The organism is Veillonellales bacterium, assembly GCA_039680175.1.
GTDB lineage: Bacteria > Bacillota > Negativicutes > JAAYSF01 > JAAYSF01 > JBDKTO01.
In genome coordinates this window covers 12375-30703 of sequence record JBDKTO010000011.1, presented here as the reverse complement: position 1 = coordinate 30703, position 18329 = coordinate 12375, and the positions used below count along the sequence as shown (strand labels likewise).

Genomic DNA, 18329 nt, shown 5'->3' with positions numbered 1-18329 from the left:
TAAAAGGCAGGAAATATATTCAAAAAATTGAATATATACCTTTATTAGGAAACCGATTTACTAAAAAGGGGGAGTCGAAAGAATGAAAAAGACCAAAACATTGATTGTGGCGATCCTGGCAATCTTTGCAATGGTAACTCTGTTGACGGGCTGTAGTCAAAAGCAGACTGCGCAGCCGGCCCAGGGTGCTAAGTACAAATTGAAACTGGCAACTCAATTGCCGGAATCTCATCCGGTTGCTGCCGCAGCTTTGATCTATGCGAAAAAAGTAAATGAGAGAAGCAAAGGCCAAATTGAAATTACCGTCTTCAACAATGGTACTCTGGGACAGGAACGGGACTTGGTAGAGGGAATGAAGCTCGGGTCCATCGATATGGCAAACGTGAACAGTGCCTTAATGACCAGCTTTGCTCCCAGATGGCAGCTGTTCAGTCTGCCTTATATCTTCCAGTCGGAAGAGCATATGAATAAAGTAGTAAACGGCCCGATTGGGCAGGAACTGTTTAAGGACCTGGAACAAAGCGGCCTGAAAGGTATGGCTTATCAATGGAGCGGGTTCCGCAGCATTACCACCAAAAAAGGACCGGTAAATACGCCGGAAGACCTGAAAGGTCTGAAGATCCGCACCATGCCGTCCAAGACGATGGTGGATGCCATTAATGCCATGGGCGGCATTGCTACGCCGATGGATCAGGGAGCTGTTTATAATGCGTTGCAGTCCGGCATTCTGGACGGCTGGGAGAATAATCCGGCTACAGTTGCTTCCTTCAAGATGAACGAAGTATGTCCTTACTTCTCCTTTACCAATCATTTTGCCGGTCCCAATATTTTGTTGATGAGCAAAAAAGTTTGGGATAAAATGGATCCGGAGGCGCAGAAGATATTGATGGAAGTTGCCGCCGAATCGCAAAAGGATGAAAGCGATCTCTTTAATCAAAATGAAAAAGAAACGATTGAAAAACTTAAGGCAGCCGGTATGAAATTCAACGATGTAGACACCAAGCCTTTCTATGAAAGGGCAAAACCGCTGTGGCAGTCGCTTGAGCAAGCCATTGGCAAGAAAATGATTGATGACGTGGAAGCACTGCGGACGAAGTAATCGACTGACGGTAATAATGGTTGGGTATCTGCCCAACCATTATTACTAATTATCTAACGGAGGATGTATACAATGCTGAGTGTTTTGCGTATTATCAGTGACCGGATCAACAGTTTTGCCAGAGGCGTACTGCTGCTGGCAGCCGGAACTATGGTAACCGCGGTTTTCGCCCAGGTCATTTTTCGCTATTTGCTGCATGCGCCGCTGTCCTGGTCGGAAGAATTAGCCCGGTATGCTTTTATGTGGACGACATTTATCGGGGCTTCAGTGGCCCTTAAATACAATTCGCTGCCGAACATCACCATGGGTTTAAAAATGTTTCCGGCTAAGATTCGTCCCTATTTGTACCTGGTTACTCATGGATTGTCGGCTCTGTTTTGCTATTATTTCATCGTATATGGCTTTGAGCTTGCCGTAACGGCTTTTCCGGAAAAATCTCCCGGCCTGGACTTTACCATGGCCTGGGCCTATGCGGCTCTACCGGTAGGCGGCCTGTTTATGCTGGTTCATACCTTGTATCTGGCAGCGGAGGAATCGGAGAAGAAACTGCACAGTCCGTCATTGGGAATCGGGCTTATGATTGGCATTGCAGTCGTTTTCTCTTTTTTGGTCAGTCAGCCGATCAGCGGACTGAATGGGTTGCTGCTGCTCTTGCTGCTATTGTTTTTTGCGATGAGCGTTCCTATTGCCATGTCATTGGCTTTACTGCCTATCGCGGCGTTTTCTTCTCTGGGAAATTTTCCGATGACGATTATTCCTCAGAGAATGTTCGTTGGTCTGGATTCGTTTACTTTAATGGCCGTTCCCTTTTTTATGCTGGCCGGTGCGATTATGCACTCCGGCGGTATTGCCATGCGGTTGATTAACTTTGCCAGCGATTTGGTCGGCTGGATTCGCGGCGGACTCATTCCGGCGAATGTACTTGCCAGTATCGTGTTTGCCGATATGTCCGGTTCGGCGGCATCGGATACGGCAGCTATCGGCAATGTTATGCTGCCGGGAATGATCAAACGGGGCTATGAGCGAAATTTTGTTACGGCATTGCAGGCGGCATCCGGTTCTCTGGGAGTTCAGTTTCCGCCAAGTTCGGGGATGCTGCTCTATGCTTTTGTGGCCAACGTCTCTATTGCCCATTTGTTTATGGCTTCGTTTATTCCCGGGTTTTTGGTAGCTACGGCTTTTGCTGTTACCGGGCTGATTATTGCCCGCCGCCGCAATTATCCGGCAGATAAATGGGTTGGTTTTAAGAATTTGGGGAAATCGTTTATTAATTCGATTTGGGCGCTATTGGCTCCCATTATCATTTTAGGCGGTATTCTGGGCGGTATTTTTACCGCTACCGAAGCCGGGGTGGTCGCTGTTGTGTACAGCCTGGTGGTCAGCACCTTTTTCTACCGGGAACTGCCGGTTAAAGAAATTCCTAAAGTGGTAACCACCGGCGCAGTCAACACCGCCCGGGTTATGTTCATCGCTTCCGCCGGAATGCTGCTGGCCTGGTATCTGGCTTCCCAGCAGATTCCTCAGGAAATTGCCAGTATGTTGTTTAGTATTACCCACGATCCTTTATGGATTTTAGTCATTGTGAACTTGTTCCTGATTCTGATTCATACCGTACTGGAAACCGGTACTTGCATTCTGGTGGTGATTCCCATTATTCTGCCGGCGATGCTGGCTGCCGGGGTGGATCCTATTCACTTCGGCATCATTGTAGCCATTAATTCGGCACTGGGAATGATTCTGCCGCCGATTGGCATCTGCCTGTTTGTATCAACGGCTATTACTAACATCAGTTTAGAAGATGTATCCAAGGCAGTATGGCCGTTTGCTGTAGCCAATCTGGTGGTTTTGGCAATTGTCACCGCCTGTCCGGGGATTGTTCAGATATTGCCAAGCTTTTTAGGAATGGTTAAGTAGCCGGAGAGAGGAATAGCGACTAAAATAAAAACAGCGGCTTTACGCCGCTGTTTTTATTTTAGTCGTTTCGATAGCTGGCAACAATTTCACCGAAGTAAAGGGTGTGATAATCGCCGTCGTTATAGCATTGCTGTTGAATTTCGTCGTCCAGATTGTCCCGGCTCATCGTTTGCTTATAAATGATTTTGCACTCATAGGTTAAGCCGCAGTCGGCGATAACCGGCGTCAACAGCTTTTGACCCGGTTTGGTGGTCAGTCCGGCGGCTGCCAGTTTATCCATGTCCCGGCCGGATTTGCTGCCGCAGAGACTCAAAGCAGCTTTCATATCTTTTAGAGGAATACTGACGGTAAATTCATTGCTTTTCTCAATTAACTGATAAGTATAGCGGGAATGACGGACCATGACGGTAAATACCGGTTTGCGCCAGAGAAAGCCGATGCTGCCCCAGCCGATGGTCATGGTGTTGACTTTACCGTCGCCGATTGTTGTCAGAAATGCTCCTTTGGGCAGCTGATCTATTACTTTTGCCGCATATTCGTTGTAACTGATTTCTTTGTTCATTTAAAACCCTCCTGTATGGTTGTTATAACTATGTATTCTATATTCAAAGTAGATTTCCTTTATCCTCGCTGCACGGATACATGCGTGAAGAGGGGAAAAAAGTTTACGGTAAAATACAATTTATCTTTATAATCAGAATTTGATTGACAGTTTTTGCAAGGAATATTATAATAAAAGCAGCTAATGGCATACTGGTATACCAGAGGAGCTGAAGCATTGAAAGCGGATATTGACAAAGAATTACTCAATAAAGTCATTGATAAGTCTTCTACTTCTTTATATAGACAAATTGTTGAACATATTCGTAACTGGATCCGCGAAGGAAAATTAAAGGAAGGGGACAGCCTTCCTTCGGAACGGGAACTTACTAAAATATTTGATGTCAGCCGGGTGCCGGTGCGAGAGGCATTAAAAACTTTGGAGTTTTTGGGAGCAGTTGAGCACATTCGGGGCAAGGGCGTATTTGTAAAAAAAATCAAGATGAGCCACATTCTAAATAATGTTGATTTTGTTATGGAGAATCCTAAGAGTACATTGGCGGATTTGTTTGAAGCCCGTGAGGCTATTGAGTCTTATGCGGTCAGACTGGCAGCGGAACGCCGGACAGTTCATGATTTGGAAGCGATGGAAAGTGCATTGATCGATATGGAAAGAAATATAAAAATGGGGAAAAGTATTTCTGATGCTTCGATAGGATTTCATTCGGCAATTTTTATTGCCACCCACAATGAAATACTCATAAAAATCAACGATTTTTTAACGGATCTGCTTTCTTATTCCCGCCAGTATTCTCAGAAAGATCCTGCCCGGTATCACAATGTACTTGAGGATCATAAAGGCATTTGGCAGAAAATTAAAGAACAAAATCCAGGGGGTGCAGCAGCGATTATGGCTGGACATTTGCAGCGGGCGAAGCAGGTTATTGATAGTCTGTAATGGCTGCTTCGGGAAATGCTTGATAAAAAAGGAGGGATTTTAATTTTTCATTAAGTGGTATACCAGTATACCGTTTAATGAAAACGAGAAACGGGATGCTGTAAGAAGAGGCTGTTACCGCTATGTTTCATAAAACCTGCTTGCAGGAAGAGAAAATTTTAATATAAGGAGATTGATCAAATGAAGTGCGCACACTGTAAACACAATAAGTGCTATGTTGAGGGGCAAAATTGTACCAAGCTGACGGTAGAGGCGGTGAAAGATTTTTATCAGGACGGTGATTTGGCGATGATGAAAGCCGCTGCCTGTACTGAAGGGCGAAACTATATGAAAATGTGCCGCTTGGAGGAAAGTGTGGACTTTGCGAAAAGCTTAGGGGTAAAGAAGATCGGTCTGCCATTTTGCATCGGTTTGGCTCAGGAAGCAAAGTTGATTGCGGTTTATTTTGAAAAGTTTTTTGAAGTACACAGCGTTTGCTGTAAAGTTTGCGGTGTGGCAAAAGAAAATTTAGGACTGGAACAAATTAAGCCCGGTGCCAAGGAAATGATGTGCAATCCTAAGATACAGGCCAAAATATTGGCGGATGCCGGCACGGAAATGAATTTTACGGTGGGCTTATGTGTGGGACATGATATGCTGTTTACCGCCGCATCGGCGGCTCCGGTGTCCTGTCTGGTAGCGAAAGACCGCGTGCTGGCCCATAATCCGCTGGGAGCAGTTTATTCCCGCTATTGGCGCAGAAAACTGGGGATTCTTCCGGAAGGACAAGTTTGACAGTAGCAGTGAATATAAAATCGGGAAGAGATTGCTATGTTGCACCGTGATTTTAGTAGATTGTAAAACTTTTTTAGGCGCAAATAGAGAAAAGAAATTTATTGCCTGAAACTGCATAAGTCCTGTTTTAAAAGTATGGAAGGTATGTTTAATTATACCGAACTCAAGTTGGTGATACCATCGTTTCCATATATAGCTAAGAAAGCTAAAGAGGCTATAGCGAGATAAGGTAGTAATGTTTCGCTTGGCTCCGTTTTAAGGAAATTGTGGAATAGCGTATTGAAGCGATACGCCAATTTCAAAAAGGCGAGGTAATAAAATGGGAAATATTATCGCGATTTTAGTCATTATTTGGGTTGTTTACATGATTATCAAAAAGTATTTTCCACAGGCAGTTCTTTTTATAGCAGGTATCACTCTCCTGCTTGCAGCATTCTTTATCGGCAGTAATCCAATACTTGCTGCTAAACAATCCTCCGGTTCGGCTTTTCTGGACATTTTTCACACGATTGAGGTACTGCTCAGCACCCGCGTTGCCGGTCTCGGTTTGACTATCATGTCAATAGCAGGCTTTGCAAAATATATGGAATATCTGGGAGCGAGTAAATCCTTGTTTGCCGTGGTTGCTACTCCACTTAAATTTATTAAATCCCCATATGTTTTGCTTGTTTTTGGTTTCTTCGTGAGCCAATTCTTGGTAGTGTTTATTCCAAGCCATGCTGGTTTGGGTTTACTACTCATGGTTACTATGTACCCAATCTTCATAAGAGCTGGTGTTAGTAAATTATCTGCCCTCGGTGTAATCGGCTGTTCACAATACATGGATGTTGGTCCCGGTTCAGGTAATGCAATTCTTGCAGCTAACGTCAGTAATTTGGATCCGGCAGTATATTTTGTAAATAATCAATTGCCAATATTTATAACAACAACTTTGATCCTTGGTATTGTACACTATTTTGTACAAAAATGGTGGGATAAAAAGGAGGGTTTTACTGGTCACGATGATTCTATTAACCTCGTTGAAGAAGACGCAACCCGTCCGCCTTTGATTTACGCCATTCTCCCAATAATTCCAATGGTGTTTATCCTTGGGTTCAGTCCGATTTTCCACAGTAAAATAAAAATGGACGTTGTTACCGCAATGTTCTTAAGTACCTTTATTAGCATGGCTTTCGAATATGTCAGAACTAAAGATATTCGTTCCACCTTACAGAGCTTAGAACATTTATTCAAAGGTATGGGCAACAGCTTTGCAACTGTAATCACATTGATAGTAGGAGGTGAAGTATTTGCTGCAGGGTTAATGAAGATTGGCGCTGTAGATGCTATGATTTCTAGTGCTCAAAATCTTGGCCTTGGCGTTAATGCCTTAATCATTTTCTTCTGTATAGTAATTGCTGGATGTGCCTTCTTAATGGGTTCCGGCAATGCCGCTTTCTTTTCTTTCGCAGCTCTTACGCCGAAGATTGCTGCAGCTATGAACATCAGCGCTGTTACTTTAGTGTTACCAATGCAGATTATGACGAGCTTTGGTCGCGTTGTATCGCCAATTACTGCAGCAATTGTTGCTATAGCCGGTGTTGCTGATGCATCTCCTTTTCAAGTTGTAAAAAGGACCTCGATTCCTATGGCAGTAGCTGCTCTTGTAAACATTGCGTTTATCTTCATAAACTCATAAGGAAGATGGTTATTACTAGGGCAGAACACTGTAATCCTAAATACATAAATTTTCAAGGAGGGTGAGTAAAATGATGAAACATAATTTTGATGAAGTAGTTGATCGCAGAGGTACCGAATGTAAGAAATGGGATACTTACGCTGATGATGTAATACCGATGTGGATTGCTGATACAGACTTCAAATGTCCGCAACCGGTTATTGATGCTATGGTTAAAAGAGCGCAACATGGTATTTACGGCTATCCTATAAATGTTAAGAATTTCGAACAGTCAATTGTTAATTGGCAGAAAAAAAGATTTGGCTGGAATATTGACATTGATTGGGTGGAATATACACCTGCAGTTATACCTGCAATCGTATATGCAATGCACGCCTTCACCAACCCGGGCGACAACATTGTCATTCAGATGCCTGCTTATCATCCCTTCCCTGATATTATTCCTAACAACGGCAGACATGTTCTTGGAAACAAGCTCATTCTCAAAGAAGATGGTAGTTATGAAATTGACTTTAAAAATTTGGAGGAATTACTTAGCAAAAAGCGAACCACAATGTTTTTGCTATGCAGCCCCCATAATCCTACAGGCAAATGTTTCACAAGAGAAGAATTGACTAGAATGTCTAGGCTTTGCTTAAAACATAACGTATTTGTAGTTTCAGACGAAATTCATTCTGATATTGTTTATAAAGGGAGTAAGCACATTCCCTTTGGCAGCCTTTCCCCAGAAGCTGCTGATAACTGTGTGGTTTGTGTTAACCCAAGTAAGACATTTAACATTGCTGGTGTAAGAACAGGGGCTGTAGTCATTCCTAACCGTCACAACCACGATCTCTTCTATGCTCCACTTGAAAATCTCAAAGCCTATGGCAGAACGATATTCGGTACGCTGCCGATCGAAGTTGCCTACAACGAATGTGAGTACTATGCGGATCAAGAGTTGGAATATCTTGAGGGCAATCTTGAATACCTTAAAAAATTCGTTTCAGAGAGAATTCCCCAAATTAGAATAGGTAATCCTCAGGCTACTTATCTTATTTGGCTTAACTGCAAAGAACTGAATATGGAACCGAAAGAATTGCAAAAATTCTTTTTAGAGCAAGCTAAAGTTGCTATGAATGAAGGTTCTACTTTTGGACCTGGCGGTGCAGGCTTCATGAGAATGAACATTGCTTGTCCGCGTTCCAGATTGGTAGAAGCGCTCAATAGAATAGAAGCGGCAGTAAATAAACTGTAAATAACTTATAAATAAAATAGCTTTGTCTTTTTTCTAGATCAAGAGGAAAATCGAAGTAATCGCAGTTTGTGATAAGTAGTTAAATTCGCAATTGTCCATTTATCGAAATATTATCCTTTGATAAATATGGAAGGAAAGTGTATTATATTATTAATGAATTTAGCTGGAATTCTTGTTGGCTAATGCCTTAGCACAGGGTGCGGATAGGTAGAATGCAGGAGAGAGAAAGAGAGGGGTTATTAGATGAAAGAAGTTGTATATAGTGAACAGGCGCCGCAGGCGATTGGACCTTATTCTCAGGCCATTAAGGCCAAGGGATTTTTGTTTGTTTCCGGTCAGCTGCCGGTTAGCCCGGCGACAGGAGAGTTTGCTCCCGGCGGCATTGAGGCCCAGACCCGCCAGTCGCTGGAAAATCTGAAAGCAATTCTATTGGCTGCCGGAAGTTCTTTTGAGGCGGTAGTCAAAACAACGGTGTTTTTAAAAGATATGAAGGATTTTGTCGCAATGAACGGAGTTTATGCCAACTATTTTACCCGGGATTGTCCGGCCCGGGCCTGCGTTCAGGTGGCGAAACTGCCCAAAGATGCCATGGTGGAAATTGAATTGATTGCGGTGTGCGATTAAGCGCTGAAGAAAAGAAAGATCTCTGTCTGTCCTTACCGGACAAACAGAGATCTTTTTTAAGCAATGGGTAATTATGTCAGAAAGAAACGCCGTTCTTGACAAAGTGCTCATAAGTTTGCATCGTAGAAATGGCGTCGCGGGGTGTTAGCCGTGGCGATCTCAAAGCGGGAAGAGGAACTCGCAACAGGAAGATTGCTTCGCTGCGGCTCGCAATGACAATTCCAGTGCTATGATCTATCGACTATGCGCCAGGCACTTCCCTCTTTAACCGTTTCGCCGCTGAAACTCCAGCATGAACTGTTTCAGAGATTGGCAGCCTTCCAGGGACATGGCGTTATAGAGAGAGGCACGAAGACCGCCGACCCAGCGATGGCCTTTCAAACCAATGAGACCTGCCTGGGTAGAGTCGGCGACAAAGGTTTTTTCCAGCTCCTCTGACGGCAGACGGAAGGTCACGTTCATCAGGGAACGGCTGTCTTTGTCGGCATGGCCCTTGTAGAAACCGCTGCTCTGATCGATGGTGTCATAGATTAAAGCAGCCTTTGCCTTGTTCCGGCGCTGGATGACGGACAGGCCTCCCTGGGTTTTCAGCCAGCGCAGTACCCGGCTGACGATATAGAGAGAAAAGCAGGGGGGGGTATTGTATAAGGAATTGCTGTTGGCGTGGGTATCATACCGCAGCATAGTGGGAGTGCCGGCCGGGGTTTTTCCCAGCATATCCCGGCGAATAATGACCACCGTTACTCCGGCGGGTCCGATATTTTTTTGAGCCCCGGCATAAATGAGAGCAAATTTAGAGACATCGAAAGGACGGCTGAGCATGTCGGAGGACATATCGGCAATCAGCGGTACGTCGCCGAAAGAGGGCAGAGCAGCCCATTGGGTGCCGAAGATGGTATTGTTGGAAGTCATGTGAATATAGGCAGGATCGGAGCTTAGCTGCACTTCCTCAATTTTTGGGATGCGTTTGTAGCTGCCATCGGCTGTACTGGCCGCTACATGAGTTTCACCAATCAGTTTTGCTTCTTTCTGCGCTTTTTCCGACCAGGAGCCGGTGAGAATATAATCGGCGGTGCGGCCGGGAGCAAGGAAATTCAGCGGCACCATGGCAAATTGGGTGCTGGCGCCTCCTTGGAGAAACAGTACCCGGTAATCATCTCCTACTCCCAGCAGTTCTTTCATACTGGCTTCCGCTTCCTCAACGATCGCGGCGAAGGGTTTGGAGCGGTGACTCATTTCCAGAATCGACATGCCGGTTCCCTGATAATCCAATAATTCGGCCTGAACTTCCTGCAGAACTTCCCAAGGCAGTACGGCTGGGCCGGCGTTAAAATTGTAAACTCGTTTGGTCACGGTAATTCCTCCTTCAATGTACGACTATAATTCAGGAATGGGTGTTAAATGAACAACAATGGCATCCCGCAGCTTTGGTTCAAACCAGGTGGATTTAGGCGGCATAATTTTATTGGCGTCGGCGATAGCCATCAGTTCTTCGATGGAAGTGGCATACAGGGAAAAAGCTACGGCGAAGTTACCGCTGTCGACTAATCGCTCTAGCTCCTTCATACCGCGGATTCCGCCAACGAAGTGAATCCGCTTATCGGTGCGGGGATCTTGAATCCCCAGCAGGGGGTGGAGCAGCTGATTTTGTAAAATGCTGACATCCAGTTTATCCACCGGGTTGCCGGGATCAAAGGAGTCCGCTTTAGCGGTCAAACGGTACCAGGCCCCCCCCAGATACATACCGAAGCTATGGGTTTGATCCGGTTTCAGCGGCCCGGAGGGATGCTGTTCAATTGTGAACTTTTTTTGCACTGCAGCGAGAAATTCAGCCGGAGTGAATCCGTTTAGATCCTGTACGATCCGGTTATAATCCATAATGTACATCATGTCATGGGGAAATAACACCGCCAAGAAACGATTATATTCTTCGTTTCCCGAGTGATGAGGATTGGCTTTGCGACAGGCATCACAGACTCTGGCTGCGGCTGCCGACCGATGGTGTCCGTCGGCGACATACAGAGAATCGACTCGGGCAAAGGCCGCTTCAATGGCGTTGGTTTTTTGTTCATCATCTACGACATACAGGGTGTGACGAATGTTGTCAGGCGAAGTAAAATCATATACCGGCGGGATTTCCATACAGGATGATAGCAGTTCTTGGATAGCCGGGACAGCCTTATAGGTCAAAAATACGGCACCGGTTTGTGCCTGGGTGGTTACAATGTGATTGACCCGGTCCTGCTCTTTATCCGGCCGGGTTAATTCATGCTTTTTAATCTTATTTTCCCGATATTCGGCGACGGAGGCAGCAGCTACTAAACCGATCTGGGTATGAGCCCCCATTTGCTGCTTATAGATGTAGAAATGGGGCTGCTCATCCTGAATTAAAATTTCGTCCGCAATAAATTGTTCCAATGTTTTTTTGGCCTGGGCGTAAACCTGAGGCGAATGGGGCGGGGTGCCGGGGGGAAGGTCGACTTCCGATTTGGTTACCCGCAGAAAGCTGTAAGGATTGTTGGCAGTTAGCTGACGGGCTTCCTCGGAATCCAGAACGTCATAGGGAAGGGAGGCGACCTGAGCTGCCAGAGCGGGGACGGGCCGCAGGCCGCGAAAGGGTTTAATAATAGCCATGATCTTGTCTCCTTGTTTGTTGATAGTAATGCGTTTGACAAAACAAAAAATCCCGCCCCCTCAATTGGGGCGAGATATACTCCCGCGTTGCCACCCAAGTTGCCGCATGATGCGGCCAACTCCAGCCGCTGTATCGGGCGGAACCCGTCACGATTTATCATCAGCCACTCCCGGGCGGAATTAGCTGCTTCATCCGCCGATTCGCACCCATCATCGGCTCTCTGGGGAATAAAAGCAATTAGCTTCCCGTTCATCATGTTAACGGCTTGCGATAGAAATAGCTAGCGTAAGCCCTGTATAATTTCAGTTTCATTATATTTTATCCCCTGTTGAAAGTCAAGGGATCGCCCAGCTGACTTTGGGAGAAAAAAGCGGCGCCGTTTATTATCTTTAGCAGGAGTTGATAAATGTCGCGCGAACAATCAATAAAGAAACAATATTGTTAGAAATAATGCGTGTGGGGGTATTTTTATGGAAAAAAGAAAATTAGGCCGTACGGGAATGGAAGTTACGGTCGTCAGCTTTGGCGCTTTACCGCTGCAGCGCTGTACAATGGAAGAAGCAGGGCCGGTGCTGCATAAGGTTCTGGACTCCGGCATTAATTTTGTAGATACGGCCCGGGCTTATACCGACAGTGAAACGAAAATCGGGAAACATATTTCTTCCCGCCGGTCGGAATACTATCTGGCGACGAAAAGCATGGCCCGGGATAAAGCGGGTATGGCGAAAGACATCGACATTAGTCTGGCGAATATGAAAACAGAGTATATCGACTTATATCAAATTCATAACATCAAGACCCGTGCCGACTTTGAAGCGGTGATGGCCTCCGGCGGGGCCCTGGAGGCACTGAAGGAAGCAAAGGCAGCAGGGAAGATCCGCCATATCGGCGTTACCGGCCATAATACCGGCTTGCTGGTGGAAGCGCTGAAAACCGACGAGTTCAGTACGGTGCAAGTGCCGTTTAACTTTATTGAGCCTCAGCCGCTGGAAGAATTATTTCCTTTAGCGAAATCCATGGATATTGGCCGCATTATAATGAAGCCTCTGGGCGGCGGTCAGGTAAAACATACTAATTTGGCTTTGCGGTATATTATCGGACAGGACATCACCTGCGCCATACCAGGAATGGACAAGGTGGAACAGGTTACGGAAAATTTGATGGCGGCTAAGGACTATAAACCGCTGACGGAAGAGGAAAAAGCGGTGCTGAAGGAAGAAGCGGCAGTGCTGGGACCTAATTTCTGCCGCCGCTGCGGTTATTGCATGCCTTGTGCCGTGGGAATTGACATTCCGCAAATGTTTATTTTCCATCTGCAATATGCATCCTATGGATTGAAGGATGCGATTCCCAAACGTTATGCGGCAATGGGAGCCAAGGCTTCCGACTGCATTGAATGCGGCGCCTGCGAAAAGCGCTGTCCCTACGATTTGCCGATCCGGCAGCGTCTAAAGCAAGTGGCCAAAGACTTAGGTTGAGTCGATTAGCAGGTGAAAAAGACAGGGAGGAAAGTACATGGCGGATAAAAAATTTGATATTGCGGTAGTCGGCGGCGGCCCGGCGGGTCTGTCGGCAGCGTTAACCGGCCGGATACGGAATAAGAGCATTGCCTTATTCGAGCATATGGGGTTCAGCTCCAAGCTGCAAAAGGCCCACATTGTTGATAATTATCCGGGACTTCCCCAGGTTACCGGCAAAGGGTTGATCCAGCAGCTGTCAGCTCATTGTCTGGCCCATGAGCCTACGCTGATTAAAGAAAAAGTTTTGAATATTTTTCCTGCCGGGGACAGTTTTACTCTGCTGACGCCGGCAGGCACTTATGAGGCGGGAGCGGTAGTTGTAGCCACCGGCGTTGTGGCTACGGTTCTGTTTGCCGGGGAACGGGATTTTCTTGGGCGGGGTGTCAGTTACTGTGCCACTTGTGACGGTATGTTTTACCGGGATAAGGATGTGGCTGTCATTTCCTATACGCCGGAAGGCGAGCAGGAAGCCAATTTTTTAAGTGAAATCTGCCGCAGTGTATATTATTTACCCCAATATAAAGATGAAGGTTTCCAGCTGCGGGGAAACATACGAGTATTGCCCCAGACTCGGCCGAAGACGATAACAGGGGACAGGCAGGTGGACATGCTGGTTACCGATAAGGAGGATTTAAAGGTACATGGGGTATTCATTCTGCGTCAGTCCGATCCGGTGGAAAACATTCTGCCGGGACTGGAACTGGAGAGGGAAGTAATTAAAGTGAACCGGGATATGTCGACCAATATTCCCGGAGTTTTCGCCGCCGGGGACTGCACCGGCAAACCCTGGCAGATTGCTAAGTCTACCGGGGAAGGTCTGGTGGCGGTATTAAGCGCCATCGGTTATCTGGACAAACAGGAAAAAGCTTAAGGAATACGAGCGAAACAAAGCCTGATGGAAAACCAGAGGGCGGCATAGCCGAAAATAGGATACAAGGCGACGATCAAATCGGCAAAGCCGAACTGGCTGCACAGCATGCTTAAACTGATCACGATTAACAGGCTGGCAGAAAAGCTGAAACGGGTGGAAGAATGCAGCTTGGCTGCACAGCCGTACAGGTTGGTCAAAGCGGTGGTATAGATGGTAGCGACGAACATCAGGCTATAGGTCAGCCGATTGAAATCATGCTGTGTGCCGGCTATATAAAGCATGGGAATTTCCTCGGTCAATATTTCTTCGTAATGGAGCATAACTGCCAGGACGGTGACTCCGGCCAACAGGGTAAGAGTCAGTCCGCCGATGAGGCTGCCCAGCAGCCGGGCGGTTTTTGGCACCGATGCTCCCAGGGGAGCGATAATGGCAGCGCCCAGCACCAGGTTATAGGATACATATAACAGACTGGCCAGCGGCCAGCAAGGTGCCGGCCAGTCTGTCGGCTGGGGAGAAAGGTGAAACAAATCGCTGTCCAGACCGTGATAGGCCAGACAGGATAAACCGATGACCAGCATTGTTGCTGCCAGTACCGGAGTGATGAACATGTTGGCGGTAGTGACGCCGTCAATGCCCCGCAAGGCAGTCAGGGTGACTGCCAATGCGGTAACTGCCAGTCCCAGCCAGTAGGGAAGACCGAATTGATCCCGGCATATAGTGCCGGCACCGGCCAGCATAACGGAGAGAACGCTGAATAAAAATAGAGCGATCATCATGTCTAGAATGAAGCCGGTTTTGGTGCCGCAGACGTAATACAGCAGCTGATGGTAGCCGGTTGCCTTTAAATGACAGCCTAACTCCAGCAGGCGGCTGCCCAGCCAGGCGAATAAAATTCCGGCAAGAACAATCCCCAGCAATCCGTTGCTGCCATAAAGGACAAAGAACTGAGTTAACTCCTGGCCGGAAGCAAAGCCGGCGCCGATAATGGCGCCGGAATAAGTGGCGGCAACGCGAAAAGTGTTTGCAAACGTGCCGTGGCTCATGACGTCACTCCTTTTCAGTCGCTGCTACCATATATATGATCTATGACGGAATTTCCGACATGGATTTTTTTGTAAATCGGGGCTGCGAGCTATGGCGATGGGGAATAAGCCAACAGACTACCGCCGCCGCTACCTTCTTTTCCGCCGTTCTTCCCGTCTGTCGCTGTACAGCGACAGTAAATCAGGCGGAACTTCTGATTTCAATTCAAAATCAGGGGCCGATTCCCGGCATTTAACTGCCGCTGCCTGGAAATCGTAGTATACCTGCCATTTAGCCCGGACTAGATCTTTGCCGGTCAGGCGCAGCAGATACGCCGGATGGTAAGTGGCAATGGCCGGGATACCGTATTTGGTAGTGAACCACTGGCCGCGGACTTTGGTAATCCGGCCGTCTGGCCGGTATAAGTAGCGCAAGGCCACGCTGCCGAGGGCAATAATGACCTTCGGTTGGACAAAGGCCAGCTCCAGATCCAGCCAGTGCTCGGCGCAAAACCGGCCTTCCTCAATCGTGGGAGTGCGGTTGCCTTTTGGGCGGCATTTAATTACATTCGTTGTGTAGACGCGATCCCGGGTAATGTTGACACTGGCCAGAGCTTTATCCAGCAACTGGCCGGAAGGACCGACCAAGGGTACGCCGTACTCGTCCTCCACGCCGCCGGGGCCCTCGCCGACGATAACCAGCGGGCTTTTAGGGGAGCCGTTGCAGGAGGTTGGACCGATGGCATCCTGGCACAGCGGGCATAAACGGCAGTTTAACAGGGACTGTTCTAATTCGGAATGGGTTGAAAAGGACAATGCTATCACCTCTGCTACTTCTTTTCGGTTGAAGCAGATAAATTCCTGCCAAAATCAATGGAGGTACGAAGGGATTTTCCGACATTAAGCGAATAAATATACTTGTCATAACAAGCGGAAATGGTGTGAAGCAGAGGAGCCCCACTTATGAAGAAAAATGTACTTATACGAGTTGCGGAAGCGGTTCAGGCCAGCTCAATGCACGGCTGGCTGGTTATTGACAGAAACTATAGGATTGTATTTGTGAATGATGCATTTTGTAAGCTGTGGGAAATGCCGAAAAGGGATTTGATTGGGCAGTCATTGTTGAAGGCGATTTTTGACGGCAGGAAACAAGACGACGACGGGATATATCACGGACCGTTGATTGAAACTATGGATACTGGACGGGAGTTTCCGGCCATGGAAGCTTGTATTGGCAATTCCCGGATGCATTCTTATATTTGGCATTTGGTCAGCACTTTTTTGCTGCGGGATGAGGAAGGTCAGCCGGAGTATGCGGCTGGTATTTATGTCGGGATTGATAAATTCAAGGTGATTGAGAAACAACTGGATACCATGAATATGGACATTATCCGGGCCTTTTGCAAAGCCATTGGCATCCGGGATGCGTACACCAAACAGCACAGTGAGCATGTGGCTACGTTGATGGTGGATTTGGCTGAGTACATGAAATTGCCGGCCCAAGCGGTCACTACCGCTTATTTGGCGGGAATTGTACATGATGTGGGTAAAATCGGCGTTCCGGAAAAGATTTTAAATAAGCCGGGACGGTTAACAGGGGACGAATACGAATTTGTAAAACGCCATTCCGCCCGCGGAGCGGATATTCTTACCGATATACCGGGGTTTGACAATATTGCCGATATTGTGCGGCACCACCATGAACGGTTTGACGGGCTGGGGTATCCGGCGGGGCTTAAGGGCGATGCGATTCCTTTGTTCAGCCGGATGATGTCGGTATGCGATGCCTATGATGCTATGACCAGCGCCCGCTGCTATCGGGAACCCCTTACATTGGCGCAGGCACTTGCTGAAGTGGTGCGTTGTACCGGCAGCCAATTTGATCCTGCCGTCAGCGAGCAGTTTATTCAATTTATTCATTCGATCCGGGCAAGCGGCAGTCATTAAATTGCTTTACAACCTGGTATGCATATTGTAAAATATAGCAGTATAAACTAATGATTAGCATTTTAGCATATACTATCACAGTAGCGCCCGTTACAACGGGAAATTACTCTCGTCTATAGCAGGCGGGGGTTTTTTACATGGAGTAGTGTCAAGATAATAGGGGGTTCGAAGATGCTTGATATCAGATTTGTGCGGGATAATCCGGAGAAAGTGCAGGAGGCGTTGCAAAACCGCGGCTCGGCGTTAAATCTGGATGAGTTTTTATTATTGGAAAAACAGCGGCGGGAGTTGCTGGGTGAAGTGGAAGGACTGAAAAACCAGCGCAATACAGTGTCTCAGGAGATCAGCCGTTTAAAAAAGGCAAAGCAAAACGCGGATGAACTGGTGGCCAAGATGCGAAATGTAGGTGAAAAAATCAGCAGCCTTGACACTATGGTGAAAGAAGTGGAGCCTAAGCTAGGCGAGATCATTATGACTATTCCCAATGTGCCGCATCCCTCCGTCCCTGTCGGCAGGGACGAAAATGACAATCCGGAAGTGCGTCACTGGGGTACGCCGAAAGTATTTGATTATCAGCCTCAGGCTCATTGGGATATCGGAGAAAAACTGGGTATTTTGGATTTTGAACGGGGCGGCAAGGTGACCGGCGCCCGGTTTACGTTTTACCGCGGGTTAGGATCCCGTCTGGAGCGGTCGCTGATCAGCTTTATGCTGGATTTACATACCGGTCAGCACGGCTATACCGAATTTTTTCCGCCGTTTATTGCCAATAAAGACAGCATGATCGGTACCGGTCAGCTGCCTAAATTCGCGGAAGATATGTTTAAGCTGGAAGGACTGGACTATTACCTGATTCCTACTGCGGAAGTGCCGATCACCAACCTTCATCGCGGTGAAATACTGGACGGCAAGGATCTGCCCCTCTATTATACTGCTTACAGTGCCTGCTTCCGGGCGGAAGCGGGTGCCGCCGGACGGGATACTCGCGGACTGATTCGCCAGCACCAGTTCAATAAGGTTGAAATGGTTAAATTTACCAAACCGGAAGATTCTTATGCTGAGTTGGAGAAGCTGACTAATAACGCCGAGCGGGTGCTGCAGCTGCTGGGACTGCCTTATCGGGTGGTGCTCCTGTGTACCGGTGATATGGGCTTCTCTTCCGCCAAAACCTATGATTTGGAAGTGTGGCTGCCCAGCTTTAATAAGTATCGGGAGATCTCTTCCTGCTCTAACTTTGAAGACTTTCAGGCGCGGCGGGCGGATATCAAGTTCCGTCGGGAACCGAAAGCCAAACCGGAGTTTGTACATACACTGAACGGTTCCGGTGTCGCCATCGGCCGGACGGTGGCGGCGATCCTGGAAAATTACCAGCAGCCCGACGGCTCGGTAGTGGTGCCGGAAGTGCTGCGGCCTTATATGGGTGTTGACAGGATTCAACCGCAGTAAATTTCCGCTGCTACCGCTGGAAAAATTCTACATAATAAAGACAAGGCATAACGACATACGCTAC

16 protein-coding genes and 1 other annotated feature are annotated in these 18329 nt (G+C 47.3%); of the genes, 11 read left to right on the top strand and 5 right to left on the bottom strand.

The window, feature by feature from the left end:
- The first annotated feature begins 82 nt into the window (after positions 1-82).
- Both ABFC84_01695 and ABFC84_01690 read left to right on the top strand, forming a co-directional pair.
- On the top strand, positions 83-1099 hold the full coding sequence (locus tag ABFC84_01695) for a TRAP transporter substrate-binding protein (protein ID MEN6411459.1): 1017 nt from the start codon (positions 83-85) through the stop codon (positions 1097-1099).
- A gap of 72 nt (positions 1100-1171) precedes the next feature.
- On the top strand, positions 1172-3013 hold the full coding sequence (locus tag ABFC84_01690) for a TRAP transporter large permease subunit (protein ID MEN6411458.1): 1842 nt from the start codon (positions 1172-1174) through the stop codon (positions 3011-3013).
- A 58-nt stretch (positions 3014-3071) separates the two neighbouring features.
- Here the strand turns inward: ABFC84_01690 and ABFC84_01685 are convergent, their stop codons facing one another.
- Positions 3072-3575, bottom strand: coding sequence for a flavin reductase family protein (locus tag ABFC84_01685; GenBank protein ID MEN6411457.1), 504 nt, complete (start codon positions 3573-3575; stop codon positions 3072-3074).
- A 216-nt stretch (positions 3576-3791) separates the two neighbouring features.
- Here ABFC84_01685 and ABFC84_01680 point away from each other — a divergent pair, with 216 nt between their 5' ends.
- The 5 genes from ABFC84_01680 to ABFC84_01660 all read left to right on the top strand — a co-directional run bounded on the left by ABFC84_01680 (position 3792) and on the right by ABFC84_01660 (position 8824).
- Entirely contained in the window at positions 3792-4511 is a 720-nt protein-coding gene (locus ABFC84_01680) for a FadR/GntR family transcriptional regulator (GenBank protein ID MEN6411456.1), read from the top strand.
- A gap of 180 nt (positions 4512-4691) precedes the next feature.
- Positions 4692-5285 carry a DUF1847 domain-containing protein gene (locus ABFC84_01675; protein MEN6411455.1) on the top strand — a complete coding sequence of 198 codons (594 nt, stop codon included), beginning with the start codon at positions 4692-4694 and terminating at the stop codon, positions 5283-5285.
- A 319-nt stretch (positions 5286-5604) separates the two neighbouring features.
- Entirely contained in the window at positions 5605-6963 is a 1359-nt protein-coding gene (dcuC, locus tag ABFC84_01670) for a C4-dicarboxylate transporter DcuC (protein MEN6411454.1), read from the top strand.
- 70 nt (positions 6964-7033) lie between these two features.
- Positions 7034-8200, top strand: a complete 1167-nt coding sequence (locus ABFC84_01665) for a MalY/PatB family protein (protein ID MEN6411453.1) — start codon at positions 7034-7036, stop codon at positions 8198-8200.
- Positions 8201-8443: 243 nt separating this feature from the next.
- Positions 8444-8824 carry a RidA family protein gene (locus tag ABFC84_01660; GenBank protein ID MEN6411452.1) on the top strand — a complete coding sequence of 127 codons (381 nt, stop codon included), beginning with the start codon at positions 8444-8446 and terminating at the stop codon, positions 8822-8824.
- A 264-nt stretch (positions 8825-9088) separates the two neighbouring features.
- Here the strand turns inward: ABFC84_01660 and serC are convergent, their stop codons facing one another.
- Together serC and ABFC84_01650 are read right to left on the bottom strand one after the other, a co-directional pair.
- Positions 9089-10177, bottom strand: a complete 1089-nt coding sequence (gene serC, locus ABFC84_01655; GenBank protein MEN6411451.1) for a 3-phosphoserine/phosphohydroxythreonine transaminase — start codon at positions 10175-10177, stop codon at positions 9089-9091.
- Positions 10178-10201: 24 nt separating this feature from the next.
- A complete protein-coding gene (locus tag ABFC84_01650) occupies positions 10202-11458 on the bottom strand; it encodes a DUF1015 family protein (protein ID MEN6411450.1) in 1257 nt (418 codons plus the stop codon).
- A gap of 62 nt (positions 11459-11520) precedes the next feature.
- Positions 11521-11721 (bottom strand) — a binding site (T-box leader).
- A 208-nt stretch (positions 11722-11929) separates the two neighbouring features.
- Between ABFC84_01650 and ABFC84_01645 the strand changes: the two genes are divergently transcribed.
- Positions 11930-12937, top strand: coding sequence for an aldo/keto reductase (locus ABFC84_01645; GenBank protein ID MEN6411449.1), 1008 nt, complete (start codon positions 11930-11932; stop codon positions 12935-12937).
- A 37-nt stretch (positions 12938-12974) separates the two neighbouring features.
- A complete protein-coding gene (locus ABFC84_01640; GenBank protein ID MEN6411448.1) occupies positions 12975-13850 on the top strand; it encodes an NAD(P)/FAD-dependent oxidoreductase in 876 nt (291 codons plus the stop codon).
- On the opposite strand, the gene ABFC84_01635 is transcribed toward ABFC84_01640, so the two are convergent.
- Together ABFC84_01635 and ABFC84_01630 are read right to left on the bottom strand one after the other, a co-directional pair.
- A complete protein-coding gene (locus tag ABFC84_01635; protein ID MEN6411447.1) occupies positions 13847-14893 on the bottom strand; it encodes a hypothetical protein in 1047 nt (348 codons plus the stop codon). The genes ABFC84_01640 and ABFC84_01635 overlap by 4 nt on opposite strands.
- Positions 14894-15022: 129 nt before the next feature.
- On the bottom strand, positions 15023-15697 hold the full coding sequence (locus tag ABFC84_01630) for a uracil-DNA glycosylase (GenBank protein MEN6411446.1): 675 nt from the start codon (positions 15695-15697) through the stop codon (positions 15023-15025).
- Positions 15698-15835: 138 nt separating this feature from the next.
- Here ABFC84_01630 and ABFC84_01625 point away from each other — a divergent pair, with 138 nt between their 5' ends.
- Together ABFC84_01625 and serS are read left to right on the top strand one after the other, a co-directional pair.
- Positions 15836-16819: an HD domain-containing phosphohydrolase gene (locus ABFC84_01625; protein ID MEN6411445.1), complete on the top strand. Its 984-nt coding sequence runs from the start codon at positions 15836-15838 to the stop codon at positions 16817-16819.
- Positions 16820-16990: 171 nt separating this feature from the next.
- Positions 16991-18265 (top strand): serine--tRNA ligase, encoded by a 1275-nt coding sequence (gene serS / locus ABFC84_01620; protein ID MEN6411444.1) that lies wholly within the window; start codon positions 16991-16993, stop codon positions 18263-18265.
- Positions 18266-18329 lie beyond the last annotated feature (64 nt).